We start from the raw sequence: 24955 nt of genomic DNA, 5'->3' as shown, positions 1-24955 counted from the left end.
TGCGTGAAACAGAGGGTTACGGGGTCACAGGGTGGTGTTGTAGGCGCGCTCGATCGTCTGGACCAGGGTGTTGCCGGCCCGGTCCGTCAGCTTGGCCCGGAGGGAGACCGAACCCGCCTTCGCCGGGTGCTTCAGGGAGAGGTGCGTGCCGCCGACGGCCTTGGCGGGCTGCCAGGTGGTGCCCCCGTCGTACGAGACCTCGAAGGCGAGCTCGGCGGGACGCTTGCCGCCGGCCGCACCCCCGACGGTGAAGGGGACCTCGAACCGCTTGCCCGCCTTCGCCGTGCTGGACAGGCTCAGTTCGGGCGAGAAGTTGACCACCGACAGCGGAAGCGCGGTCGTGCCGTCCTCGGGAGTGGTCGCGGAACGGAAGGTCCACTCCGTCCGGACACGGGTGCTGACCGGGAACACCGCGGGATCACGTGAGGCGTCCACCGTCAGCTTGTACACGCTGTCCTTGGCGGGGACGGTGTACTCGGTGAGGTCGATCGGCGAGTAGCCGTAGTCGTCGGGTATCTCCCTGCCGTCCGCCTGGAGCGAGCTCGTCACCGAGGTGTAGTCGCTGAGGCCCCAGTGGCCGGAGCCGTCGCCGAACAGCGGTGTGAAGGCCCTGATGACGTTCCCGTACCGCACGACTCCGGGGAGTCCCCGCTCCGGTCCGAGGTCGCCCGCGGCGGGCATGGTCGGGCCGAAGACGCCGACGTTGAACCGCTCGGTGTAGCTCCGTCCGGCCCGCCAGGTCCTCGGCATCCGCATCAGGAAGCTCTCCGAGACCCTGTCGCGGCCCTCGCCGAACATCTGCCATGAGCGGAAGGACCACTTGACGTCGTTGTCGAGGACGTACTCCGTGGTGCTCAGCGGCAGGTCGGCGCGCAGGTCGTTGTAGCTGAGGACCAGGTCGCCGTCGGCTGTGTGCGCGGACGCCTCGAACTGGACGCCTCTGCCCTCGACGGGCACGCCCACCTGGGTGTCGACCTTGGCGAGCTGGTCCTGCCGGACGTCGGCGGTGAAGCCGTCCAGCCGGCCGGCCCGGTTCCAGGCCAGGTGGTAGGTGACCGGCCGGCCCGCGTCGTCCGTGCGGGTCCAGTCGCCGACGAACACGGCGGACATGTCGCCCGCGGACTCGTCGGGTCCGAGCTGCCCGAACCGCGTGCCCTGGAAGGTGGGCACCAGGAACTGGAGGTTGCCCGGGCTCAGTTCACCACCGCGGTCGTAGGTGTAGACGACCGTGGCCTCGGTGTTCTTCGCCGCCGCGTCGGGCACGGTGATGTCCACCGGCCGCGCCTGCCGGGCGTCGACGGCGACGGTGGTGTCCTTGTCCACGTTCAGCATCGGCTGCACCAGCACGGCGTGCGTGGCGGCGTCGTACGAGGGATGGATCACGCCGCTCAGGGTGTAGACGCCCTTGGGCACCCGCACGGTGAGCTCGCCGTCCTGCTCGTCGGCAAGCTCGGCGTAGAAGTCGCTGTGGATGGCGCTGAGTTGGGTGGCGGCGTCGCCGACCGGCTCGCCGTTCTCATCGAGGTGCCTGACCGTCAGGTCGTACGACTCGACCTCGCGCTCCACCCCGACGGCGGTACGCACCTGGACCTTGCCGTCGGCCGAGACGGCGGCCACCGAGCCGCCGAAGGAGCCGTCGGCGCCGCCGGCGCGGGTGTCGGCGGTGACGGAGGCGCTCGCCTCGCCGCCCGCCGGAACCGTGAGCCGCCCGGGCGACACGGCGAACATGCCCTCGGCGGCGGGCTTGCCGTCCACCGAGTAGGCGTCGGCGGACAGATCCAGGGTGACCGGCTCCGTACCGAGGTTGCGGTACGTCACCTGCTTGGTCACCGGGGTGTCGTCGCCGTGCGGCCACTGCTGGGTGCCGAAGCCGATCGACTGCTGCTCACTGACGACGCTCTGCTCCAGCGCCCGGACCACGTCGGTACGGCCGGTGCCCTGCTGGAAGGAGCTGTACGCACCCGGCTTCGCGGAGCCGGTGAGGACCGCCTTGAGGCGCTCGCCGGTCCAGTCCGGGTGCTGCTGGGCCAGGATGGCGGCGGCGCCCGCGACGTGCGGGGTCGCCATGGAGGTGCCGTCGATGGTGAGATACCCGGGCACGTCGGAGGGGTACTGCTCCTCCAGGAAGCTGCCGGTGGCAGCGGCCGCCGTGATGGCGGCGCCGGGTGCGGTCAGATCGGGCTTGACCCCGCCGTCGCCGACCAGCGGGCCACGGCTGGAGAAGCCGGCGAGCCCGTCGGCCTTGTCGACCGCGCCCACGGTCAGCGCGGCCTCGGCGCTGCCGGGCGAGCCGACCGTCCGCTCGCCGAACTCCCCGTCGTTGCCCGCGGCGACGACGAAGAGCGCGTCGCTCTCGGCGGAGAGCCGGTTGACCGTCTCCTCCAGCGGGTCGACGCCGGGCATGTCCGTGCCGCCGAGGCTGAGGTTGACGACATCGGCGCCCTGCGCCACCGCCCACTCCATGCCCGCGATGATCCCGGAGTCCGAGCCGAAGCCGGTGTCGTCCAGGACCTTGCCGTTCAGCAGCTTCGCACCCGGGGCGACGCCCTTGTACTTGCCGCCGGACCTGGCACCCGTACCGGCCGTGATGGACGCCACGTGCGTGCCGTGGCCGAACTTGTCGCCGGTGCCGGAGGAGCCGGAGAAGTCCTGCTCCTCGATCACCCGGCCCGCCAGGTCGGCGTGGGTGGTGTCGATCCCAGTGTCCAGGACGGCGACCTCGGTGCCGGTGCCGTCGTAACCGGCTGCCCAGGCGGTCGGCGCGCCGATCTGCGGGACGCTCCTGTCGAGGCTCGCCTTGCGCCTGCCGTCCAGCCACAGCTTCTCGACGGCGGTCGATTCGGTGAACTCCGTCGTTCCGTCACCCTTGCCGCCGGTGGCGGTCACGGCGTCCCAGAACTCGGCGCCGCGCTTCTTCACGGCACGCATCGACTTGCCGTTGACGACCGGAAGCGCCCGGCCGATCTTCGCCCCGGCCCCGCTGAACGGGGTCATCGAGGGCGCCTTCTTCCCCCGGAACGTGACGATCAGCGGCAGGTCGGACCGGCCGGCGTCGTCGTAGCCGTCCGCCAGCAACTGCGTCACGTCGAACAGCCGGGCGTCCAGCTTGCCCTGCGCGAGCAGCAACTGCGCGTCGCCCGGCACCACTTGGGTGTGTCCGTCGACCACCCGGACCGAGAAGGGAACCCGCTCCCGGCCCTTGGCCCGCTCCACCCCGGTGACCTGGCCGGCGCCGTCCAGCCTGACCCGGTCGCCGGTGACCAGCGTCACCGTCCTCACCTTCTGGACCTTGCCGACGCCGCTCGCCCTCTCGGCCATCGTCCCGGAACGCCCGTCGGCCGGGTCACCCGCGGGCGCGGCCTGGGCCGTCCCGCCAGGGACACCGGCCAGCAGAAGGACGGTCGAAACCGCCCCTGCCGCCACGACGGAACGTAAGGGTCTCGCACGTAACTCCACCTGAACTCCTGACACTTGGACCATCGGACAGGAGCCGTCCCGCGACGCCGGAAACCCCGACGCCTCACCCGTACGCCCAACGACTCGCCATAGAGACGGGGCGGGTAGTCATCAGGTTGTCAAGACATCCGATTTATTTCTGACGAGGCGTCAGGAGGTGGCCGGGGTGGGGCGCCGCAGGTGGGCACAGAGGGTGCGCGCCGGGCCGAGCACCAGGGTCGGGCGCGGCCCGCCATCGGCCGCTGTGCCGACTGCTGGAGAATGGGGGGCATGAGCATCGTCAAGATCAACGTACTCACGGTTCCCGAAGAGCAGCGCGAGACGCTGGAGAAGCGGTTCGCCTCTCGCGCCGGGACCGTGGACAGCTCGGACGGGTTCGAGTGGTTCGAGCTGCTGCGCCCGGTGGAGGGCACCGACTCCTACCTCGTCTACACGCGCTGGCGCGCCGAGGAGGACTTCCAGAACTGGATGTCCGGACGTGGCCAGGCCGCACACCGTGACAGCGCCACCACCGGCGGCGAACGCCCGAAGCCCGCCGCAACGGACTCGACCCTGTGGACCTTCGAGGTGGTCCAGCAGGCAGCGCCCAAGCAGGACTGACGCGGGCGGCGGCGGGGGGGGCGCTGCCGCTTGCGGACCGCGCGTGTCAGGACCGGGTGCGGGCGGCCCTGATGAACGCCCTGATGAGGGCGGGGTCCTTGACTCCCCGGGTTTGCTCCACGCCGCTGGAGACGTCGATGCCCCAGGGGGAGGTGGCGTCCACGGCCGTGCGGACGTTGGTCGGGGTGAGGCCGCCGGCCAGGAGCCACTTCTCGCCCGGTCCTGCGAGGGGTTTGCTCGACCAGTCCCAGGCGATGCCTGAGCCGGGCACGGGGGCGTCCAGGAGGAGGATGTCCTCGCCCATCTCCCCGTGGCGCGGGGCGGGTTCACCGAAGGCCGCGGCGCGGATCAGTGTCCAACCGCCCGCCGCGAGGTCGGCGTAGTAGCCGCGGTCCTCGGGCCCGTGCAGCTGGACGGCCCGGATGCCCGAGTCGGTGGCCAGGGACCGTACGTCCCGCAGGGGCTCGTCGCGGAAGACACCGACCGTCAGGACGTTCTCCGGCACGCGGGCGCACAGCCGCGCCGCCGTGGCCGCGTCGATGCGGCGCGGGCTGGCCGAGAAGACGAAGCCGATCGCGTCGGCACCCGCCTCGACGGCCGTGTCCACGTCCCGCTCGGTCTTCAGGCCACAGATCTTGATGAAGAGGGAGCTGCTCACTCCCCCAGCCTGCCGTATCCGGGCAGCCCGCCGTGTCCGGGGCCGGTCACGGGTGCCGACCCGTACCGGGACAGCCACCACCGGTTGTGGAGATCCGGCTGAACGGCGGCAACATGGTCGGCTTTTCTGGCCATTCCCTGTCCGGGTGAGCTAGAAATTCTCCGAACTCACATTGACCAGTGGGTTCTTGGTGTCACACCAGTCCGAGGGGAACCACGCAGTGACAACGCACGATCATGTCTTGCCCGGCCGGGACGGCCGCTCGACGCGTCGGCCGAGACGCGAGTCCGGCACCGGGGCGCGGAAGGGGCTCACGCGCCTGAGGATCGCCGCGGCCGCGGTGACCGCACTCGTCGTCGCCGGGTCGGGGGCCCAGGCGATGGCCGCCCAGACGGACCCGACGACAGCGACCGCCTCGACGGTCAAGCTGCCGGCCCCGCCGGTTCCGACCCTCTCCTGGACCGACTGCCAGGGCGGCTTCGAATGTGCGAACGCCGATGTGCCGCTGGACTACCGGGCACCCGAGGGCCGCAAGATCACCCTGGCGGTCATCCGCAAGAAGGCCGCCGACCAGACGAAGCGCAAGGGCACGCTCTTCATGCAGCCCGGCGGACCGGGCAACTCCGGCGTGGACTTCGTCCGCGGCAACTACGACGACCTGCCGGCCGCCCTGCGCGACTCGTTCGACGTCTTCGGATACGACGTACGAGGCGTCGCGCGCAGCTCGGCGCTCGAATGCTGGGACGACACGCGGTACACCAAGGCCGTCACCGACGCGAAGGGCGCCCCGGGCCCCGACGCCTTCGGCCCGGCCCTGCGCGAGGCCGCCGAGTTCAACCAGGCCTGCACGGACAAGTCGGCCGGCCTGCTGCCGTTCGTCGGCACCGAGTACGTCGCCCGTGACATCGACCTGCTGCGCCAGGCCCTGGGCGAGGAGCAACTCACCTACTACGGGCGGTCGTTCGGCACGTACATCGGTACGGTCTACGCCGCACTGTTCCCGAAGCGCGTGCGCGCCCTCGCGCTCGACGGGGCGTACGACCCGGTGCACTACGCCAACCAGCCGTACTCCTACGACAAGCCCCAGTACCTGGCCCTGGACGGCGCGATGAGCCGCTTCCTCGACTGGTGCAAGGCCGACCAGGCCACCTGCGGGTTCGGTGACGGCGACCCCCGGGCGGCGTTCGAGAAGCTCAAGAGCGACCTGGACGCCAACCCGGTGCCGACCGCCAACGGCGGCAAGGCCAACGGCTACACCCTGGTCTACCGGCTGATGTTCAACATCAACGAGGGCAAGGTCATCTGGCCCGCGTTCGGCGAGGCCCTGCGCAAGGCCCAGCAGCGCGACAACACCTCGTTCCTGCTGCGTCCGCCGTCCCCGGGCAGCTTCGACTTCCTCGTTCCGAACGTGGTCGTCGAGTGCGTCGACCGGGACTACCCGCGCGACCAGGCCCTGCTGAAGCGGAACGTCACGGCCTACGCCAAGGCCGCGCCGCTGCTCGGCCCGGCCATGGCCTTCGGCCCGCCGACCTACGACCACCAGCACGCCACGGCCTGCACCCAGTGGCCCGGCGAGCGCGTCAGCCGCTACGACGGCTCCTACCGTGCCAAGGGCTCCAAGCCGATCCTCGTCCTCGGCACCACCGGCGACCCGGACACCCCCTACCAGGACGCGGTGGCGCTGTCCCGGCAGCTCGACAACGCCTCGCTGCTCACGTTCAAGGCGGAGGGACACACCGCCTTCGGGCGGAGTGCCTGCGCGACGGACGCGGTCACGAGTTACCTGGTGGACCTGAAGGTCCCGGCCAAGGGCACGACCTGCGCGGACGAGACCCAGCCGCCGACCGTCACGCCCAAGGTGGCCCCGCCCGGCACGACGCTCGGTGAGCTCCGCAACGGCGTCAACGAGCGCCTCGACCGGCTCGGCTCGCTGCGCTGAGCCACTCGGCAGGCCTACGCTGACCGACATCGATCGACGCCCGGGGCGTCGGGCCCTCCACGGCCCGGCGCCCCTCGCGCGTCAATATCTGTGCCCGCGAAGTAAGAAATGAACACGACGCGCGATGAACATTCCTTCCTCGACAGGCAGAGCAGAATTATCCTCCGCACATGCCCGACCGCAGCGTGCTACTCTCGATCTCAGTTGCAGTTGTGGTTCCCGAAATCTTTAAGACGGGGCGATCATCACAGCGACTCGGAGTTCACAAGTTGTGGATTCCGACGCACCCCCGAAGGAGATTCAACATGGCTGCAGGCACCGTGAAGTGGTTCAACGCGGAAAAGGGCTTCGGCTTCATCGAGCAGGACGGCGGCGGCGCCGACGTCTTCGCCCACTACTCGAACATCGCCGCCCAGGGCTTCCGCGAGCTGCAGGAGGGCCAGAAGGTCACCTTCGACATCGCCCAGGGCCAGAAGGGCCCGACGGCCGAGAACATCGTTCCCGCCTGACGCTGACGCGTACTTCGCAGCTGGGGCCCGCACCTTGGGGTGCGGGCCCCAGCTCGCTGCTTTCCGGAAGAACCGCTCCCGCAAGCTCCTCGGGAATGCTCGGACCGACGCTCCGGTTGACATACTGCCGGACCCTCCCACACGGAATACCCGGCCACACCGCCGGAATATCGCCTCGTACTTCAGCGACGTATCCCGCGAGCATTCCCCGCCGATCCGATTCGGCCCCCCATTCTCTTCGGCTCGTTCTTGCAATTCTCTGCGCTGCTCATTTGCTGCGGGAATTCCTTGATACGTGCCTCATCAAGGAAGGTTCCGCATGAACCGCACACGCACGAACGACCGCTTCTCCCGCACCCGTTCGGGAGGCTCCGCCCGCACGGGTGGTTCAGGCCGCACGGGCGGTTCGGGCTCCGGAAGGGGCGGCGGCTACTCCGGTGGCTCGCGCCGTTCCGAGGGCTACAGCCGTCAACGGTCCGCTCCGCAGGGCGAGTTCGCACTGCCGGTGACGACCACCCCCGCGCTGCCCGCCGTCGAGGCGTTCGCCGAGCTCGACATGCCGGCGCAGTTGCTGGCCGCGCTCGGCCGGGAGGGCGTGACCGTGCCGTTCCCGATCCAGGCAGCGACCCTGCCGAACTCCCTCGCGGGTCGTGACGTACTGGGCCGTGGCCGCACCGGATCGGGCAAGACCCTCGCCTTCGGTCTCGCGCTCCTCGCCCGTACGGCGGGCCTGCGCGCCGAGCCGAGGCAGCCGCTGGCGCTCGTCCTCGTACCCACTCGCGAGCTGGCCCAGCAGGTCACCGACGCGCTCACCCCGTACGCCCGCTCCCTGTCGCTGCGCCTCGCCACGGTGGTCGGCGGGATGCCGATCGGCCGGCAGGCGGGCGCGCTGCGTGCCGGTGCCGAGGTCGTCGTCGCGACACCGGGCCGGCTCAAGGACCTCATCGAGCGCGGGGACTGCCGGCTGGGCCAGGTCGCCATCACCGTCCTCGACGAGGCCGACCAGATGGCCGACATGGGCTTCATGCCCCAGGTCACCGAACTGCTCAACCAGGTGCGGCCCGAGGGCCAGCGGATGCTGTTCTCGGCCACGCTCGACCGCAACGTCGACCTGCTGGTCCGCCGCTACCTCTCCGACCCGGTGGTCCACTCCGTCGACCCGTCCCAGGGCGCGGTCACCACGATGGAGCACCACGTCCTCCACGTGCACGGCGCGGACAAGCACCGGACGACCACGGAGATCGCGGCGCGCGAAGGCCGGGTCCTCATGTTCCTGGACACCAAGCACGCGGTGGACCGGCTGACCGAGCACCTGCTCAACAGCGGCGTCCGGGCCGCGGCCCTGCACGGCGGCAAGTCCCAGCCGCAGCGCACACGGACCCTGACCCAGTTCAAGACCGGACACGTCACGGTGCTGGTGGCGACCAACGTCGCGGCCCGCGGCATCCACGTCGACAACCTCGACCTGGTCGTGAACGTCGATCCGCCCAGCGACCACAAGGACTACCTGCACCGCGGCGGCCGTACGGCCCGCGCGGGCGAGTCCGGCAGCGTCGTCACGCTGGTGACCCCCAACCAGCGCCGCGACATGAGCCGCCTGATGGCCGCCGCCGGCATCACCCCGCAGACCACTCAAGTGCGTTCGGGCGAAGCGGAGTTGAACCGCATCACGGGCGCCCAGGCCCCCTCGGGCGTGCCGGTCGTCATCACCGCTCCGGTCGCGGACCGCCCGCGGCGCGGCGCCTCCACCTCGTCCCGGGGCCGCCGCGGCCGTACCGGCGGCAAGGGCCGTTCCACCGGCGAGGCCCGCCGCACACCGCAGCGGCCGTCCGCCAGCGGCGCGGCGGCCTAGGTCCTGGCACCCCCGCGTTCCCGTCGCCCGCCGGAAGAGCGGTCCGGGCGACGCCCGGTGCGCGCTCCCGGCGGGCAGTGGGAGAGTGTGCGGAGCGCTGCCCGGCGCTCCCGCCCTCTCCCGCTCGCCGATCCACCCCGGTCGGGCCGGGTCCCCCTCTTCTTCACTCTCCCCATTCCCCACCCCTCCCTTCCCTGTGAGGCATCATGCGCTGCGTCATCGCCCGGTTCCCGTTCGACCTCGACAAGAGCGGGGTCCTGGACTCGATGAAGGGCGTCAAGCCCGAGGCCATCACGGGCGAGTCCGTGATCATCGGCCGCCGCCACTACCCCGTCAAGCAGGTCGGCGAGGTCATCACCCGGCAGGACCGCCGTGACTTCACCAGCGGCGAGGTCGTACGGGCCATGACCCGGCTCGGCTTCACCTGCCAGGCGGGCCCCGAGCCCGAGCCCGCCCCGGTCGCCGCCACCCCGCTCCAGACCGCGTCGGCGCTGCTCGGCAGCCCGGCCCCGGCCCCGGCGCCGGCCCCCCTGGGCCTGTGACGACCGGCGGGAGCCGACGACACCAGGACGTACTCCCCGGCTGACGCCGGGACCAAGCGATGAGGGCCCTGCCGACGCGCGTCGGCAGGGCCCTCATCGCTGTACCGGAGCGCTCCGGTACGGCGGTTCGGCGGCGGTTCAGTGGTCGGAGTAGCTGACGTCGCCCACGGTCCAGGCGCTGACGTCCTCGATCGCGACGCGGTACATCCCGCCCGTCTCGGGAATCCCGATGTTGCCCTGAAGGATCCGGGCGAGGTGGAAGTGCAGATACGCGGGTGGCCCGTCGTGGGCGCCTCGGTCGCCGCCCTCGGGGCCGCCGCCCGCTGCCGGCTCGGCGCCGAAGACCGCGGAGAACGGGCCCAGCCGGTCCGAGTCGTTCAGGACCTCCGACACCCGCTCCCGCCACACGGCCTCGGGAGCGAGCCTGCCGGTGATGACGGCACCGCCGACCACCACGGTCAGCGACATCTGATTGCTCTGCCCGGACTCCACGAGGGCGGAGATGTCCACGAGGAGCCGGTCGGGGTTCGTCATGGAAGCCGAGTCTATTCAGCGGCCCGTCCGGCCTCACCGGCCCGGCCCCGCCCGCCTGCCCCCTGACATCACCGGCTGTCACCGGTCGTCACCGGGGACCGCAGAATACCTACGCCTCTAGCGAACTGAAATCTACTCTCGCCAGAGTAGACATTGACCTACGCCGTGATTAAAGTTTCTCTCGTACACAACGTCGGGAGAGAAGGAGCAGACGCCATCAGGATCGCCCGGCCAGGGCATCGTCCGGCCGGGTACCGCAAGACCCCGGATTGGAAGGTGGTCCACGGTCACGCATTCGCGATCCCCGCACACCCGCCCGTCTCCCGGGCCGGACTGCGGAAACAGAAGGTCGGCGCAGCAGTAGCGCCGACAGATGGTGTTCAATTTCCTTCGGGGCCCTGGTGCCGTTCGGCACCGGGGCCCCTCGACGCGTTGGTCAACGAGGTGACATGACAGCAGATACTCCGCTCAGCGGTCGTCTGGACGACGACGACTACCCCGCGTACACGATGGGCCGGGCAGCAGAAATGCTCGGCACCACCCCGGGTTTCCTCCGGGCCATCGGCGAGGCACGGCTGATCACTCCGCTCCGCTCCGAAGGCGGACACCGGCGGTACTCCCGCTACCAGCTACGGATCGCCGCGCGCGCACGCGAACTCGTCGACCAGGGAACCCCTGTCGAGGCAGCCTGCCGCATCGTCATCCTTGAGGACCAGCTCGAGGAAGCACAGCGCATCAACGCCGAGTACCGCCGCGCCGCGAACGAGACGCCCGAGACTCCCGCCTGAGCGCGGCGGAGGCCGTCAGGCGTCGGGGTGCGCGGCGTTCGCGGGGGTTCTCGCGGCCGCCAGCTCGCGGAGGATGCGGGTCAGGTCGGCCGGGGCCGCCGCGAGACGCACGGGGGTGCCCGCGTCGTCGAGTTCGGCGATGTGCCACCCGCCGGAGACGGTGTCGCCGTCGCTGCCCCGGACGCGCCGCACCTCCTTGACCGCAAGCCGCTCCACCGGCACCGGCTTCGCCGCGAACCTGCCCGGACCGGGGTGGGGCGTCACCGCGAGCGGCCCGCCGCCGAGAACGACATGGGTGCCGAAGCCGTACGGGTTGTAGTCGGTGTGCTCCAGAAACCGGGCCGCCAGGAACACGTCGTCCTCCGCGGTCCCCGTCCCGGCGGACCCCCCGGTCGCTCCCGCGACTCCTCCCGTCGCTCCCGTGGTGTCGTTCTCCCCGGGCATACGGACACGGGTGGCGCGCCACGCCCGGACAAGGAAGGCCAGTGTGGCCGCCGAGCCCGCGGCCGCCCAGGTGATCGCCACGGCATCGGTGAGCAGGGTCGTGGGGTGGAGGTAGCAGAGCGGCAGCAGCCACAGGGCCGTGCCGACGAGCGCGCCCGCGAACGGCAGGGCCGACGGAAGGACCTCGTCGTCGGGCAGCCGGCGCCCGCGCAGCCGGAGCAGCACCCGGGCGGCTGGACAGCCCGCGGCCAGCAGGCACACGGCCGCGACGACGGCCAGGTCCCCTGAGGCGGGCACGTGCGGGCGGTAGACGTGACGCCCGCCGACGACCTCCCTCACCTCACCGCGCCAGACGGTGAGTTCCACGCCGTCGCCGGGCCGGAACATCTTCGCGCCGTCCGACGAGACCGCGAGCCGCTCCATCGGCCGGCCGTCGACGAAGTACAGCCAACTGCTCTTGTTCCTGGACCGGGTGGCATCGGTCCGCGCGATCACGGCGGTCAGGGTGGTCAGGCACTCGTCGCGCTCCGCGGCGGACGTCCCGGCGGTGCACGGCGTGGCCGACCGCCACGCCCGCTCCCCCGACGCGACGCTCGGCACGAACCAGGCCGCCAGGCCCGCGCCCCCGAGCAGCAGTACGCACAGGGCCAGTGACCCGGCCCATCCCCGTCCGGCGGTGCGGTACGAGACGACGGGGACATGGTCCGACTCCGGTGCTCCATGGAGCCGGTGCAGCGCACGGAACGCGTCCAGCCTCGCGTCGAAGTCCGGATCGTCGTAGGACCAGCTCCGCGGCAGCGGAAGGAGCAGCCTGCGTCCGTCGCCCAGCAACAGGCTGACAGCACGGGTGTCCTGAACCCGGGGAGTGTTCGCGTACTTCAGGCGTACGCGCAGATCGGCGATGTCGCCCCAGCGCACACTCCGGCGCCGCAGCAGCGTCCAGGAGTGCACGCCGTAGGTGTCGGCACGTACCCGGGCGGTCGCCTTGTACAACGCCCAGCCGCCCGCCGACGCGAGAAGCAGGCCGACGCCCAGCCCCGCGTCCGGGCCCTCGTACGCCAGACGCACCACGGCCGCGCCCGCCCCGGCCGCCCCCAGTCCGGCGAAGAACCACAGAACACGTCTTCCGAAAGGGCGGCAGATCACTTCCCGCACATCGGTCATGCCCGACACCCTGTCACCGCCCGCCGGGCGCCCGCCTGTGCCGGATGCGGCAGCGTTCGGGCCGACGACACTGCCGACCGGGGCCGCCCGCCGTGTGCTGGGGCAAGCCCCACCGCCGGTCCGCAGGCCAGCACCATCGTGCGGTCCGCGCCCCGCCGACACCCTGGACACAGCAGAGCGGCGGGACCGAAGGACGAGGCGGGGCGGGGCGGCCGTATGCGCGGCCCCGCGCCTCCGTCGTGGCCGCGCAGCGTCGATTCGTACGACCAGGGGGTAGAACCGACCATGCACTCACGCATCCTGACCGTCGCACTCGCGGCTTCCGCGGTGCTCACCCTGACCGGTGTCGCCACGCCCGCGAGCGCCACCGCCGGGAGGGCCGCACCGTCGCTGGAGGGCGTCTGGCGGATGGACGGCTACGGCACGGCGGTCGCCGTGAGCGGCCGCCGTCTGACGACGTACGACACCACCGCCGTCAGCTGTCTGCCGGGCACCATGAAGGGTGAGCAGCGGGGGCACACGGCCCCGGACGGCAGCCGCCGCTTCCCCGTGTTCGGCGGGGCGGTCGACGTCACCGTCACTCCGCGGGGCGACGACACCGCGCGGCTGCGGATCGCCTCCAGCGCCGGGATCCGTACGCTGCACCGGATCGCCGCACTCCCCGGCCGGTGTGCGAAGAGGCCCGCCGCCGATCCGCGTGCGGTCTTCGACGTCTTCTGGCGGACCTACGCCGAGAACTACCCGTTCTTCGCGGCCAAGCACATCGACTGGCAGGCCGTCCGCGACCGCTACCGGCCCCGCGTCGGCAAGGACACGACCGACGACGAACTCTTCGCCGTACTGCGGGAGATGATCGAGCCCCTGCACGACGCGCACACCTCGCTGTCGGACGGGAAGGACCGGGAGTTCGGAGGCCTGCGCCCAGACACACCGCCGCACGGTCCAGAGGATCTCGCCCGGATCGACACGGCGGTCACGAAGGCGGTCGGGGTGCCGCTGCGGCAGTACGCGAACGGGGCGCTGTCGTTCGCCCGCCTCCCGGAGGGCACCGGCTATCTGCGCATCACCCGCTTCGTGGGCTACACCGACGAGGAGTCGTACGCGAAGTGGGAGGCGGAACTGGACGCGGCCCTGGACCGGATCCCGTGGCAGAAGCTGCCCGGGCTGATCCTGGACGTGCGGCTGAACGGCGGCGGCGCCGACCCGCTGGCACTGCGCGTCGTCTCGCGGCTGACGGACCGTCCGTACACCGCGTACACCAAGTACGCGCGCAACGACCCGCGGGACCCGACCCGGTTCACACCCGGGCAGCCGGTCACGGTACGGCCGCACCACGGGCCCCGCTTCGCCGGACCGGTCGCGGTCCTCACCGGACCGCTGGCGGTCAGCGCGGCCGAGACCTTCACCCAGGCGCTGATGGCACGCAGCCCGGAGCCCGTGCGGATCGGGCAGAACACCCAGGGCGTCTTCTCCGACACCATGGACCGCACCCTGCCGAACGGCTGGACCTTCGCGCTGCCCAACGAGGAGTTCCGTACGGCCGACGGCACCACCTTCGACGGGTCCGGCATCCCACCGCACCACCGCACCCCGGTCTTCACCGAGGAGGAGTTCGAGCAGGGCCGCGACAGCGCACTGACAAAGGCACGGGAGCTGCTGCGCCGCCGGGACGGACAGGCGTGACGGACGCGTGACGGACCGGACCGGTGAGCCGTCCTGGATCTCACCGGTCCGTTCCCCTGACCGAGGCCCGTCAGATGTCGAACTCCTGGTCCCGGGTCTCCGGGAGGGCCAGCAGGCACAGGAGGCTCAGCAGGCAGAGGGTGCCGGTGTAGAAGCCGAGGACCAGTGGTGATTCCCAGTGGCTGTTCAGCCAGGTGGCGACGAGTGGGGCGAAGCCGCCGCCGAGGGTGTTGGCGAGGATGAAGGCCGCGGAGGCGCCGGTGTAGCGCAGCCGGGCGGGGAACAGCTCCGGGAGGAAGGCCGCCACCGGGGAGAACATCAGCGCCAGGAACATCAGGCCGACCGTGTAGGCGCCGGTGATCACCAGCCCGTCGCGCGAACTCAGCGAGGCGTACATGGGCACCGCCCAGACCACGCAGCCGACGGCTCCGGCCAGCATCACCGGGCGTCGGCCTATCCGGTCGGAGAGCTTGGCGACCGGCAGGGTGATGGCGATTCCGGCCGCCGCGCCCACGCTCGCCGCCGTCAGCATCGTGTTCTGGGGGATGCCGAGTTCCTTCGGCCCGTACGAGATGCTGTAGACGATCGTCAGGTAGTAGACGGCCGAGCCGCCGATCGCCGCGCCCGTGCCGAGCAGCACCCGGCCGGGGTACCGCTTGAGCAGCGTGACCAGCGGAAAGCGGGAAGCCGTCGCGGGTGCGGAAGCGATCGCGGATGCGGGACCCGGTGCTGGTGCTGGTCCTGGTGCGGGTGCTGGTTGCGGCTGTGTCGTGCGGTTCGCCGTCGCGTCGAACACCGGCGACTCGGAGACCGTCGTACGGACCCACAGGCCGACCACGACGAGCACGGTGCTGAGCAGGAACGGGATCCGCCAGGCCCAGTCGACGAAGCCGTCCCGGCCCACGATGTTCAGGGTGGGCAGGATGACCGCGGTGGAGAGCAGGAAGCCGAGCGAGGGGCCGGCCTGCGGGATGGACGCGTACAGCGCGCGGCGGCCGGGCGGCGCGTGTTCCGCGGCGAGCAGCACCGCCCCGCCCCATTCGCCGCCCATGCTGACGCCCTGCAGCAGACGGAGCGTCACCAGCAGTACGGGGGCGAGAAGTCCGGCGGTCTCGTACGTGGGCAGCAGTCCCACGCCGACCGTGGCCACGCCCATCAGCAGGAGCGAGGCGACCAGGGCCCGTCTGCGGCCCAGCCGGTCACCGATCGTGCCGAACAGGACGACGCCCAGGGGGCGGGAGAGGAAGGCCGCGGCGAACGTGAGGAACGCGGCCAGGGAGGAGACGGTGGCGTTGCCCGAGGGGAAGAAGGCGGGGCCGAGGACGAGTGCGCTCGCGGTGCCGTACACCGCGAAGTCGTAGTACTCGATCGTGGTGCCGACCAGGCTGGCGACGGCGACCCGCGGGGCCTCGGTCTTCCCGGCGGACGTCTCGGTGGTCCTCGCCGTCGGCGGTGGGGACGCGGCCGGTCTTGGGCCGGCGGTCACGGGAGCGGTCTTGGACGGTAAATCAGGCATGGGGAAGTCACTTCCGGTACGCCCGGTCCGTACGGTCCGGGTGCAGATGGGGGGACGGCCTCGCATGTAACACGTTCCGGAGCGCGCCTGACACCCTAAGCCCGGAAATTCAATTTCGACAAGGAAGCCCGAAAGAAAAGCTGCCCGCGGGAATTGCCTGGCATTTACACGTGACATCCGCAGGAAAGTGTCCGATGCGGCCATGCGCGGGGCAGACCTCCTCAATGCGCATAGAGCACATCACACCCGCCACCTCGTCATTTGCCGCCCAACACCCCACGAACAGCACTCTCCTGCGGCGTCAACCCCGCCATACCTGTCAAATCACTGTCAATATTCATTCCTGAACACGCATAAAAATTTGCCGGTGATCACGCCTTGCCAACGGTCGATTACGCGTGAATGCTGATGCCGACTGAACTTGAAAGTTCTACGACCATCGTTTTTCGGACATGGAGACCGCAACAGGATGTCGCGGTTCGGCTTTCTTAAATGCGGCCTCCGGGCTGGGAAGGCGCATTACCCATGCTGAAAACTGGCAAGCTATTACGCTTGAGAAGACTTTCACTCGCGGGTGACGACCGGCACCTGCTCGTACCGCTCGACCACAGCGTCTCGGACGGCCCGATCGTCCCCGCCGACAAGTGGGACGACCTGCTGCGCGCACTGGTGGCGGGCGGGGCCGACGGGGTCATCGTCCACAAGGGGCGCGCCCGCGCCTTCGCCCCGGACATCCTCAGGAGCTGCGCCCTGGTGGTGCACCTGAGCGCCAGCACCGCCCGCTCCGCCGACGTCCACGCCAAGGTGCTGGTCGCCGATGTCGAGGAGGCACTGCGGCTCGGCGCCGACGCGGTCAGCGTCCACGTGAACATCGGCTCGGACACCGAGTCCCAGCAGCTCGCCGACCTGGGGGCGGTGGCCCGTTCCTGCGATGCGTGGGGCATGCCGCTGATCGCGATGGTCTACCCCCGCGGCCCCCGTATCGAGGACCCGCGCGACCCTGCCCTCCTCGCCCATCTGGCCAATGTCGCCGCCGATCTGGGCGCGGACATGGTGAAGACCTCCGTCGCCCTGCCGATCGACCGGATGGCCGAGGTGGTGGCGGCCAGTCCCATCCCCGTGCTCGCGGCCGGCGGTCCGCCCGACGGCTCCGACCTGGTCGAGTACGGGGCCGCCGTGATGGCCACCGGCTGCCGGGGCCTTGCCATCGGCCGCCGGATCTTCTCGGCCCCCTCGCCCGCCGCGCTGGTGTCCCGGCTCTCCGCGGTCGTGCACGGCGGCAGCACCATCTCGGATGACATGAGCATGACTAAGTATTCGACGATCGTGGCAGGAGTCGCATGAGGTTCGCATGGATCGATCTCCGTGAGGTCCCCCGTCCGCAGCTCCAGGCAGTGGTGGACGCGGCCGTCCACAGCCGGATGGCCGGAGTCGTGGCCGCCGACGCCGAGCTACTGGGGACGCTGCCGCCGACGGTGACCCGGGTGCTGGTCACCGGGGGTTCGGGCACGGCCGCCGCGAAGCAGCCCGGGGACAGGCCCGGAGCCAAGCCGGGCGAGAAGGAGGCGAAGGGCGCCGGGGGCGCGAAGGATGCCAACCTCCCTTCCGGGAAGGGCAGTTCACCGGCCAGCACAGGAACCGCCACAGGAGCCGCCACGGAAACCGCCACCGGAATCGACCTCCTGCTACGGAAGTTCGGCACCCAGGAGGAGCTGGACGCCCTCGCGGCGGACAACCGTGCCGTCGGTGGCGCGGGCGGAACCGGCGGCACGGGGAGCATGGGGGCCACGGGGAGCATGGGGACCACGGGGGGCACCGGTGGCACGCCCGCCGCCGGGTTCATCGACGTACGGGACGACCGCACCCTGACGCTGTCCTGCGCGGGTGCCATGGCGTTGCCGTACACCGTCATCCACTTCGCCGACCCGACCAAGATCCCGCTGGAGATCGTGCTCGCCGCGGCCGAGTCCGCCGAGGGCAAGCTGGTGACGGTCGTCGACGGGCTGGAGGAGGCGGCCATCGTCTTCGACGTCCTCGAACGCGGCTCGGACGGCATCCTCTTCACGCCCCGCAGCGCAGACGAAGTGTTCGCGCTGGCCCGGCTGTTGGAGGCCACCACACCCCAACTGGAGCTGTCCACACTGACCGTGGAGAGCATCCGGCACGTGGGGCTCGGCGACCGGGTCTGCGTGGACACCTGCTCGCACTTCGAGGAGGACGAGGGCATCCTGGTCGGCTCGTACTCCTCCGGGTTCGTGCTCTGCTGCAGCGAGACGCACCCGCTGCCGTACATGCCGACCAGGCCGTTCCGGGTCAACGCCGGTGCCCTGCACTCGTACACGCTCGGGCCCGACAACCGCACCAGCTACCTCAGCGAGGTGGGCTCCGGCAGCGTCCTGCTGGGGGTCGGCGCCGACGGCCGCACCCGGCGGGTCGTGGTCGGCCGCGCCAAGCTGGAGTCCCGGCCGCTCCTGGAGATCCGTACCCATGCCGAGGACGGCCGGCTGGTCAGTCTGACCGTGCAGGACGACTGGCACGTACGGGTGCTCGGCCCGGGCGGGAAGGTCCTCAACGTCACCGAACTGCGGACCGGTGACGAACTGCTCGGCTATCTGGCCACGGACAAGCGCCATGTGGGCCTGCCCATCGGCGAGTTCTGCAAGGAGGTCTGATGGGCGGCGGCCTGAGAGACCCGCTGAGGGACCCGCTGAGAGACAGCGACCTGTCCGGTGGTCCCGTGGACGTCGACGGGATGGGTTCCCTCGTCCGACGGCTGTTCGACGCGCGGGACGACACCCTGCCGTATCTGACACATCAACAGGAGACCGTCACCCGGGGCGAGTTACGGGAACGGGTGGCCAAGCAGGCCGCCGTGTTCGCCGGATTCGGCATCGGTCCGGGCAGCGCCGTCGGTCTGCGGACTCCGCCCAGCTTCACCCAGGTCGAGGTGCTGCTCGCGCTGTGGCGGCTGGGCGCCCAGGTGATGCTCTTCGACTTCCGGCTCAAACCGGCCGAGGTGGCGGCGCTCTGCGCGTCCTGCCGGCCGCAGTTCATGGTCCGGGCGGGCTCCAACGTCCAGGCGACGTTCGGCTTCCGGCCCGAGTACGAGGTCGTCACCGAGTGCCGCGGAACGGGCCGGCCGGCCGCCACCGGGCACCGGCTGGTCCAGTTCAGCTCCGGCTCCACCGGGCGGCCCAAGGTGATCGGCAGGACCGCCGCCTCGCTCGCCGCCGAGGTGGACCGGTTCGCCGGGATCACCGGGATGCCGGGCGAGGGCGACCGCGTACTGCTGCTCAGTTCGACGGCGCACAGTTTCGGCCTCGTCGCCGGGCTGCTGCACTCCCTGGCGGCCGGTGTCTCCGTCGTCTTCGCGCCCCGGATCTCGGCCCGCGACCTCCTGCGGACCGCGGTGGACCACCGGGTCACCGCCCTGTTCGGGGTGCCGATGCACTACGAACTGCTCGCCGCCGCCGTCGATCCGCCCGGACTTCCCGACCTGCGGGTCGCGGTGTCCGGCGGCGAACTGATGCCCCCGGACGTCGCCGCCCGGTTCACCGAGCGGTACGGGGTGCCGGTCGGCGAGTCCTACGGCACCACCGAGAGCGGTGTCGTCGCCATGGACGTCGGCGGCACGCTGCGGCCGTCCGTCGGCCCGGCCGCGCCCGGCATGGTCGTACGGGTGCGGCGGGGCGAACTGGACGTCGCCCTCGACGAGTCGCCGTATCTCTTCGACTCCGGCGGTACGCAGTACGCGGACGGCTGGCTGCGTACACGGGACCGGGCCTCGGTGGACGGCAGCGGCGGGGCCGTGCGGGTGCACGGCCGTGCCGACTCCCTTGTCGTGATCGGCGGACTCAAGGTGGATCTCACCGAGGTCGAGAACGTGCTGCGGGGGCATCCCGCGGTTGAGCAGGCGGTTGTGGTTCACGGGGACGTGACCGAGGCGTATGTCGTGACGCGCGCCGCCGCTTCCGCCGAGGGCGGGGTTCCTTCGGCGGAGGAGTTGCTGCGGTGGTGTCGGGAGCGGCTCGCCGACTACAAGTTGCCGCGGGTGGTTCGGCTGTTGGATGCGTTGCCTCGTACGTCCAACGGGAAGCTTGTTCGCCAGCCCACGTTGTTGCGTGAACGCGCTGTCGGGTGAGGTGGGGTAGCTCCCGTTGATCGTTGGCCGCGGGCCCGTTGTGGCTTGTCGCGCAGTTCCCACGCCCCTGACGGGGCGCCCGTGCTGCGCCGGAATACACCTTTCACGATCCTTCACATGGAGACATCCATCATGAGTACGTCTGTCTTGGAAGACGAGATCCGTGAGTTCGTGCTCGGCACCGTCATCGACGAGATGAACATCCTGATGAGCCGTGACGGGATCACGGACGAGAGTCCGGTGACCGTCGGTGGGCTGGATCTGGACTCGTTGAGTCTGATCGAGCTCACGTTGCGGCTGGAGTCGCGGTTCGGTGTGGAGATACCGGACACCGACATCGAGCCCCTGGCCTCCCTGACCCTCGGCTCTCTCGTCGCCGAGATCGTCCGACGCGGTGCGAAGGCATGAGCACGGGGGCCACGGCGAGCGACGCGCGTGAGGGTGAGCCCGCGCTCTCCCCCCTCACCACCGACACCGTCCGCGAGCTGCTGGCGGACCGCAAGATCTTCCCCGGCGTGCCGGCCGAACTCGGTGAGGACACCGAACTGATCCTGGACTCCCTGGGGTTGGTCTGGCTGCTGCACGTCGTGGAGGAGCGGTTCGGGCTGGTCGTGGAGCCCACCTACGAGGACATCGCCGACTTCACCTCGCTGCGGCGGCTCACCGACTATCTGCGTGCCGCCCAGGCGGACCAGGCGGTCCGCCCCGAAGGGGGTGGCCGCCGTGAGCGGTGAGGTGACCGTCACCGGGTTCGGCGTGCGTACCGCGTTCGGCACGGGGGCCGACGCCTTGCGGCGGGGGGTGTTCGCGGGGGTTCCCTCGTTCGCCGCCACCACCCGGTTCGATACCGGGCCCTACCGTACGGCGATGGCGGGGGCCGCGGTCGATGGGCCCGGGGGTGTTGAGGGGTGGGCCCTGCGTTTCGCGCTCGCGCGGTGCGGGGCGGAGGCCCTGGACATGGCGGGGTTGCGCCCCGGCGCGGAAGCCGCCGTGTTGCTCGGTGTGGCCGGGGATCACACGAGTGTGACTCGGTATTGGCGAGGTGATGGGTCGTCCGGAAGCTGCGGGTCCGTCGTGGCTGGTCGCGCAGTTCCCCGCGCCCCTGAAAAGCAGCCGGTGCGCGGGACCTCCAAGGACGTGAGGCGCGTTGGCGATGCCGTGCCCGCTCGGCTGGCCGAGCTTCTGGCCGGGGAGCTCGGGTTGGTCGGGCCTCGGCTGACCTTCACCAATGCCTGTGTCGCCTCTGCCGCCGCGATCATTCATGGCTGTCGGCTGATCTCGTCCGGGCGGATCGACGTGGCCGTCTGTGCGGGCGGATATCTGGTGGAGGAGGAGACGTTCGGGAAGTTCGACTCCGGGCGTGCGCTGTCGTGTGACGGGATGGTGCGGCCGTTCAGTGCCGACCGCAGTGGGCTGCTGCTCGGCGACGGTGTGGCGGTCGTCGTGCTGGAGTCCGCCGAGCATGCCCGGCGCCGCGGTGCCCGGCCACTGGCGGGCGTGGTGGGCTGGGGCGCGGCCTCGGACGCCCACCACATCGCCCAGCCGCACCCGGAAGGTGTCGGACTCGCCCGCGCGGCCCGGCAGGCGATGCGGCTCGCCGGCGACCCGGACGGGGCCGCCCTCGACTACGTCAACGCCCATGGCACCGGCACCAAGTACAACGACGGGGCCGAGACCCGCGGACTGCGGGCCGCCTTCCCGGAGCGGGCCGAGTCGATACCGGTCAGCTCCACCAAGAGCACCACCGGCCATCTCCTGGAGGCGGCGGGCGTCGTGGAGTTCGTGATCACGATGCTGGCCCTGACGGACGGCGTGCTGCCGCCGACCGCCGGGTTCACCCGGCCCGACCCGGAGTGCGACCTCGACTACGTGCCGAACGAACCGCGCCGGACCGACCTCCGCAGGGCCCTCACCGTCAACGCCGCCTTCGGAGGCGCCAACACCGCACTCGTCCTGGAGCGGCCGTGACCCCGACCACGAAGACCGAGAACAGCCACGGAACCGTGCTGCGGTCGTCCCTCGGCATCCTCACCACCGCGACCGCCACCCACGGCACCGGCCGGGGCGGCGACATCCCGCTGCCGAGGCTCCCCGGCTTCGTGGAGTCGGCCTTCAGCCCGCTCGCGTACGAGGCCGCCCGGCTGTGCCTCGCCGAACGGCCCGGGGACGGCTCGCGCACCGCGGTCGCGCTGGCGAGTACGGCCGGTGACACCACCACCGCTGATCTGGCCAGCCGGCGCATGGTCTCCGGGCGGGTCCACAACCCGCTGCTGTTCATGCAGGCCACCCCCAACTCCGTACTCGGCTATCTGAGCCGGGAGTTCGGGATCACCGGGCAGATGTTCAGCCTCTCCACCCTCGACGACCCGGTGACCGAGCTGCTCTCCATGGCGGACCTCCTCCTGGAGGACCCGGAGGTGGACCGGGTCCTGGTGATGGGCGTGGAGCTGGGCGGCAGCGAGCGACTGGCCGCCGTGTACGAGGAGTTGGCCGGTGGCAACGGCCGTGCGGTCCCGGTCGCCGCCCTTCCCGCGTCCGCCGGGCTGGCCGTCGCGCTGCTGCTCGGCCGTCCCGGCGCCGACACACCGGTGACGATCCGGTCGACCGAGATGTACATCCCTGACGCCAACGCCGACGCCAGTGCCGAAACCGACACCGGTCCCGTCGCGACCGGGCGACCCGGTGACATCCAGGGGCTGTTCGAGCTGGCCGGCGTCCACCGGCGGGTGCTGCGGGAGGGCGGGAGTCACCTCCTGGTGACCGGCTCGCGCGCGCCCGCGTTCCTCCTCACCGCCGACACAGAGGCAACGACCGACGCAAGGAACGGGACGGAGACCCATGCTCATCTCTAGGCAGGAGCGGGCACGGATCTGCTCCGACACCGAACTCGGCGCCGGCAACGTACTGGAGCGCCTGACCGCGTACGGCCGGCCGCTCGACGAGCCCGTGCTGTGGACGGACGGCGGCTGGCGGGCGCCGGACGGCAGCCGGCCCGAGGTGCTCACCCTCGGGCAGCTGTGCGAGGCGGTGGAGACGTACGCGGGCTGGTACGCCTCCCAGGGTGTGCGGCCCCGCGACCCGGTCGCCGTCCACTCCTACTCCAGCGCCGAGTTCGCGGTGAACTTCCTTGCGCTGACGGCTCTCGGTGCCGTTCCCTCGTTCGTCAACGGCAATCTGCCCCCGGAGACCGCCCGGGAGTACGTACGACGGCAGGGCGCGGTCGGCGCCTTCACCGACCGCGAGCACCATGACGTGCTGTCCGACGCGGAGGGGTCGGAGGGGCTCGGCTTCTGCGTCACCGCCGCCGACATCCGCCCGGAGCACCGCGAGTTCCTCCCGACCTCCCATCCGTACCGGCACGACCCCACCGATCCGGTGCTCATCTCGCACTCCTCCGGAACAACCGGTATGCCCAAGGGAGTTCCGCACACCCACCGGACGCTGATGTACGCGCAGGTGCACCGGCTCCGCTACTCCACCGGTACCGACATGGCACGCACGCTGGTGGGGCTGCCGGGCGCGCACAACGCCATGGTGGCGACGCTGCTGTACTGCCTGCTGCTGCGCACGGACATCAAGCTGCTCTCCAGCCAGCGCGGTGCCCAAGTACTGGACGCCATCGAGGAGTTCGCGCCCACCACCGTGCTGGCCTTCGCCGGGACCTTCGGCGAGATGGCCGCCGAGCCGCTCGCGGACCGTGATCTGTCGAGCGTGCAGGTGTGGTTCAACACCGGGGACGCGGCCCACGAGTCGCACATCCGGGCCCTCGTCCAGCACGGCAGCCACCGGACGATGGGCAAGGACCTGCGGCGCGTACGGGTCGAGGGTTCCGTCTTCGTGGACGGGCTCGGCTCGTCCGAGGCCGGCTACTCCGTCTTCCACAACCGGCACACCAAGGACACCTCGGCCTACTCGCGCTGTGTCGGCAAGCCCATCAGCTTCGCCGAGGCCGCCGTGCTCGCCGAGGACGGCACCCCGCTGCCGCCCGGCCGGATCGGCCGCCTCGGCCTCAAGTCGCCCACCCTCACGCCCGGTTACTGGAACGACTCGCTGACCTGGAACCGGATGCGGCTGGGCGGCTACTGGCTCACCGGGGACCTCGCCCAGCAGGACGAGGAGGGCAACTTCTACCACCTGGACCGGGCACCGGACGCCGTCCGGACCCGCGACGGGATCCTCTTCAGCACCCGCACCGAGGAACTCCTGCTGCGGGAGCTGCCCGAGCTTGCCGACTGCACGGTCGTCGGGGTCGCACCCGAGGGCGTACGGGCCGACTGGGACGGCGACGGGGAGGCCGAGGCGTACGCGCTGCTCCAGCTCGCGGACGAGCAATACGCGGACGAGCAGAACGACGAGCAGAACAACGACGGCGACTGGACCGGGCGGGTCAACGCCGTGCTCACCGCCGCCGGATTCCCCCCGGTGACCCGGGCCCTGCGGATGAAGCCCGACGACGTGGCCAAGGGCGCCACCGGAAAGGTCCTGAAACGCGTCATGCGCGACCGGTTCGCCGTCAGGGGGCAGGTGTGAGTACCGACGAGGTGAACCAGCGCGCGCAGACGGTGGAGGCGTACCGGCTGTGGTGGCAGCACGACGCCCACTGGTACCAGGGCGTGGCGAGCCGCTTCGGGCAGCAGGCCGCGAACGAGCTCAACGCCGAGGCGCTGCGCAAGGTCGCCCTGCACGTCGGGCAGCGCGTCGGCCGCAGGTCGGGACCGCTGCCCGACAGCGGTGACAACGGCAAGGACCTGGAGGAGCTGCGCCGCCGCTACGACGAGTGCGGCGACCGGATGTTCCCCCGGGAGTTGCGCAACGCCTCCACCGAGGTCGAGGACGAGGGAGAGGGCCAAGGCGAGGGCCTGATCGTGCTCACGCTGCGGCGGAACTTCGCCATCACCATGGTCCGGATGGCCGGTTCGCTGGAGGGCTACCGGTGCCCGTGCACCGACATCCACGCGGGCTGGTCCGAGGGGCTCGGCGTGACCCTGACGGAGAACCGGGCCGAGAGCTGTCTGCGCGACGGCGACAAGGCGTGCCGGCTGCTGATGCGGGTCGCCACTCCTGTCGCTCCCCCTGCTCCCGCCACTCCCCCCGCTCCCGTCTCCTCCCCCGCCATGGAGGGCTGAGCC

The 24955-nt window shown here is 71.0% G+C and carries 21 protein-coding genes; 16 read left to right on the top strand and 5 right to left on the bottom strand.

Translation table 11 applies throughout. The annotated features are described in order from the left end of the window. Positions 1-24: 24 nt before the first annotated feature. Positions 25-3423 (bottom strand): S8 family serine peptidase, encoded by a 3399-nt coding sequence (locus JEQ17_RS24525; RefSeq protein ID WP_325176280.1) that lies wholly within the window; start codon positions 3421-3423, stop codon positions 25-27. 303 nt (positions 3424-3726) lie between these two features. On the opposite strand from JEQ17_RS24525, the gene JEQ17_RS24520 reads away from it, so the two are divergent. Next, positions 3727-4056: an antibiotic biosynthesis monooxygenase family protein gene (locus JEQ17_RS24520; RefSeq protein WP_200397219.1), complete on the top strand. Its 330-nt coding sequence runs from the start codon at positions 3727-3729 to the stop codon at positions 4054-4056. A gap of 46 nt (positions 4057-4102) precedes the next feature. Here the strand turns inward: JEQ17_RS24520 and JEQ17_RS24515 are convergent, their stop codons facing one another. Further along, complete coding sequence (locus tag JEQ17_RS24515; RefSeq protein ID WP_200397218.1) at positions 4103-4714, bottom strand: phosphoribosylanthranilate isomerase; 612 nt, start codon at positions 4712-4714, stop codon at positions 4103-4105. A gap of 379 nt (positions 4715-5093) precedes the next feature. Here JEQ17_RS24515 and JEQ17_RS24510 point away from each other — a divergent pair, with 379 nt between their 5' ends. The 4 genes from JEQ17_RS24510 to JEQ17_RS24495 all read left to right on the top strand — a co-directional run bounded on the left by JEQ17_RS24510 (position 5094) and on the right by JEQ17_RS24495 (position 9556). Beyond that, a complete protein-coding gene (locus JEQ17_RS24510; RefSeq protein ID WP_234048771.1) occupies positions 5094-6653 on the top strand; it encodes an alpha/beta hydrolase in 1560 nt (519 codons plus the stop codon). 305 nt (positions 6654-6958) lie between these two features. Further along, positions 6959-7162 (top strand): cold-shock protein, encoded by a 204-nt coding sequence (locus JEQ17_RS24505; RefSeq protein ID WP_055611897.1) that lies wholly within the window; start codon positions 6959-6961, stop codon positions 7160-7162. 319 nt (positions 7163-7481) lie between these two features. After that, the gene (locus tag JEQ17_RS24500; RefSeq protein WP_200397217.1) at positions 7482-9014 is read left to right on the top strand and encodes a DEAD/DEAH box helicase; all 1533 of its coding nucleotides are present in this window, start codon (positions 7482-7484) and stop codon (positions 9012-9014) included. Positions 9015-9220: 206 nt separating this feature from the next. After that, entirely contained in the window at positions 9221-9556 is a 336-nt protein-coding gene (locus JEQ17_RS24495) for an SCO5918 family protein (protein WP_200397216.1), read from the top strand. Positions 9557-9694: 138 nt separating this feature from the next. On the opposite strand, the gene JEQ17_RS24490 is transcribed toward JEQ17_RS24495, so the two are convergent. Continuing rightward, positions 9695-10090 carry a hypothetical protein gene (locus JEQ17_RS24490; protein WP_200397215.1) on the bottom strand — a complete coding sequence of 132 codons (396 nt, stop codon included), beginning with the start codon at positions 10088-10090 and terminating at the stop codon, positions 9695-9697. A 449-nt stretch (positions 10091-10539) separates the two neighbouring features. Here JEQ17_RS24490 and JEQ17_RS24485 point away from each other — a divergent pair, with 449 nt between their 5' ends. Continuing rightward, a complete protein-coding gene (locus JEQ17_RS24485) occupies positions 10540-10878 on the top strand; it encodes a MerR family transcriptional regulator (RefSeq protein ID WP_055618087.1) in 339 nt (112 codons plus the stop codon). Between the two features lie 15 nt (positions 10879-10893). Here JEQ17_RS24485 and JEQ17_RS24480 read toward each other — a convergent pair whose 3' ends face one another. Further along, positions 10894-12486 (bottom strand): PH domain-containing protein, encoded by a 1593-nt coding sequence (locus tag JEQ17_RS24480; RefSeq protein WP_200397214.1) that lies wholly within the window; start codon positions 12484-12486, stop codon positions 10894-10896. 285 nt (positions 12487-12771) lie between these two features. Between JEQ17_RS24480 and JEQ17_RS24475 the strand changes: the two genes are divergently transcribed. Further along, positions 12772-14169 (top strand): S41 family peptidase, encoded by a 1398-nt coding sequence (locus JEQ17_RS24475; protein WP_200397213.1) that lies wholly within the window; start codon positions 12772-12774, stop codon positions 14167-14169. A 70-nt stretch (positions 14170-14239) separates the two neighbouring features. On the opposite strand, the gene JEQ17_RS24470 is transcribed toward JEQ17_RS24475, so the two are convergent. After that, a complete protein-coding gene (locus JEQ17_RS24470) occupies positions 14240-15685 on the bottom strand; it encodes an MFS transporter (RefSeq protein ID WP_200397212.1) in 1446 nt (481 codons plus the stop codon). 525 nt (positions 15686-16210) lie between these two features. On the opposite strand from JEQ17_RS24470, the gene JEQ17_RS24465 reads away from it, so the two are divergent. From JEQ17_RS24465 to JEQ17_RS24425, 9 genes are all read left to right on the top strand, one after another. Next, entirely contained in the window at positions 16211-17029 is an 819-nt protein-coding gene (locus JEQ17_RS24465) for a 2-amino-3,7-dideoxy-D-threo-hept-6-ulosonate synthase (protein WP_200397211.1), read from the top strand. After that, the gene (locus JEQ17_RS24460; RefSeq protein WP_200397210.1) at positions 17026-18357 is read left to right on the top strand and encodes a 3-dehydroquinate synthase II family protein; all 1332 of its coding nucleotides are present in this window, start codon (positions 17026-17028) and stop codon (positions 18355-18357) included. The genes JEQ17_RS24465 and JEQ17_RS24460 overlap by 4 nt, the downstream gene beginning before the upstream one ends. A gap of 80 nt (positions 18358-18437) precedes the next feature. Further along, positions 18438-19826, top strand: coding sequence for a class I adenylate-forming enzyme family protein (locus JEQ17_RS24455; RefSeq protein WP_325176336.1), 1389 nt, complete (start codon positions 18438-18440; stop codon positions 19824-19826). A gap of 132 nt (positions 19827-19958) precedes the next feature. Continuing rightward, positions 19959-20234 (top strand): acyl carrier protein, encoded by a 276-nt coding sequence (locus JEQ17_RS24450; protein WP_234048347.1) that lies wholly within the window; start codon positions 19959-19961, stop codon positions 20232-20234. Further along, the gene (locus JEQ17_RS24445) at positions 20231-20560 is read left to right on the top strand and encodes an acyl carrier protein (RefSeq protein ID WP_200397207.1); all 330 of its coding nucleotides are present in this window, start codon (positions 20231-20233) and stop codon (positions 20558-20560) included. Before JEQ17_RS24450 ends, JEQ17_RS24445 begins: the two co-directional genes overlap by 4 nt. Further along, a complete protein-coding gene (locus JEQ17_RS24440) occupies positions 20550-21794 on the top strand; it encodes a beta-ketoacyl-[acyl-carrier-protein] synthase family protein (RefSeq protein ID WP_200397206.1) in 1245 nt (414 codons plus the stop codon). The genes JEQ17_RS24445 and JEQ17_RS24440 overlap by 11 nt, the downstream gene beginning before the upstream one ends. Continuing rightward, positions 21791-22678 (top strand): beta-ketoacyl-[acyl-carrier-protein] synthase family protein, encoded by an 888-nt coding sequence (locus JEQ17_RS24435; RefSeq protein ID WP_234048346.1) that lies wholly within the window; start codon positions 21791-21793, stop codon positions 22676-22678. The genes JEQ17_RS24440 and JEQ17_RS24435 overlap by 4 nt, the downstream gene beginning before the upstream one ends. Continuing rightward, positions 22665-24356, top strand: coding sequence for a class I adenylate-forming enzyme family protein (locus JEQ17_RS24430; protein ID WP_200397205.1), 1692 nt, complete (start codon positions 22665-22667; stop codon positions 24354-24356). Before JEQ17_RS24435 ends, JEQ17_RS24430 begins: the two co-directional genes overlap by 14 nt. Further along, the gene (locus JEQ17_RS24425) at positions 24353-24952 is read left to right on the top strand and encodes a hypothetical protein (RefSeq protein ID WP_200397204.1); all 600 of its coding nucleotides are present in this window, start codon (positions 24353-24355) and stop codon (positions 24950-24952) included. Before JEQ17_RS24430 ends, JEQ17_RS24425 begins: the two co-directional genes overlap by 4 nt. Positions 24953-24955 lie beyond the last annotated feature (3 nt).

The sequence above is a fragment of the Streptomyces liliifuscus genome (genome assembly GCF_016598615.1).
In the GTDB taxonomy this organism is placed as follows: domain Bacteria; phylum Actinomycetota; class Actinomycetes; order Streptomycetales; family Streptomycetaceae; genus Streptomyces; species Streptomyces liliifuscus.
This window is presented reverse-complemented; position numbering and strand designations above follow the sequence as displayed.